At 48.7% G+C, this 877-nt stretch carries 1 protein-coding gene and 1 tRNA gene; one reads left to right on the forward strand and one right to left on the reverse strand.

What is annotated here, in order from left to right; genetic code table 11:
* Window positions 1-411 precede the first annotated feature (411 nt).
* Entirely contained in the window at window positions 412-576 is a 165-nt protein-coding gene (locus R2X38_RS26610; protein ID WP_317525346.1) for a hypothetical protein, read from the forward strand.
* A gap of 27 nt (window positions 577-603) precedes the next feature.
* Here the strand turns inward: R2X38_RS26610 and R2X38_RS26615 are convergent.
* Window positions 604-680 (reverse strand) — tRNA-Arg (locus tag R2X38_RS26615).
* Window positions 681-877: the final 197 nt, after the last annotated feature.

Below are 877 nucleotides of genomic sequence, written 5' to 3' on the forward strand. Positions count from 1 at the left end.
TGGGCGATGGGCGATGGGCGATGGGCGATGGGCGATGGGCGATGGGCGATGGGCGAACCAGATTGTTTGCAAGAGCCTGCCCTTGTCAAGCCCCTGCTCTTGCTTTGACTATTTTCTTTTACCCTCGCCTCTGGCCTATCGCCAATGGCCCAGATGTTATTCGCCTCTAGCCTCTAGCCTCTAGCCTCTAGCCTCTAGCCTCTAGCCTCTAGCCTCTAGCCTCTAGCCAAACTTTTCCCTGAACAGTTCCTGAAAATAGTCTTAATAACGATATGATTAATTTGATAAATCGACGGATAGCACAAATTTTAACCAGCACACTCGCTAAGATACTTGTTGAATATTCCCCAAGAGCATGCAGCACTGTTTTCGATGCAAATGTTTTCGCTGCAAAATATTAAGGACAGGACGATGAAAAGGAACAAGGCAACAGTGATCGCCTCATGGCAACCGAGCAATGAACGCGAGCAACAAGCGCTGAAACAGTTTCTGATGAACGAAATAGCAGGATGCACCAAGCAGCACCAGGGTGGTACAGGAAGAACAGGTTGCGATACAGGTAGATTGATTCGCTAGAAATAGCATTTGAAGAAAAGGGGGAAATGGCACGCCCTGTAGGATTCGAACCTACGACCACATCCTTAGAAGGGACGTGCTCTATCCAGCTGAGCTAAGGGCGCATCATTGGTGTAACACTGGGTTACGGGACGGAATTATACGTCTCCAACCATGAACGTCAATGCCTTTTCCCCTGTTTTCTCTATATTTGCGCTCAAGTGACTAAACATAGAACAAATTGCATGGGCTATGGGCTATGGGCTATGGGCTATGGGCTATGGGCTATGGGCTATGGGCTATGGGCTATGGGCTATGGGCT

This window comes from Photobacterium rosenbergii (assembly GCF_033022775.1).
Classification (GTDB): domain Bacteria; phylum Pseudomonadota; class Gammaproteobacteria; order Enterobacterales; family Vibrionaceae; genus Photobacterium; species Photobacterium rosenbergii_A.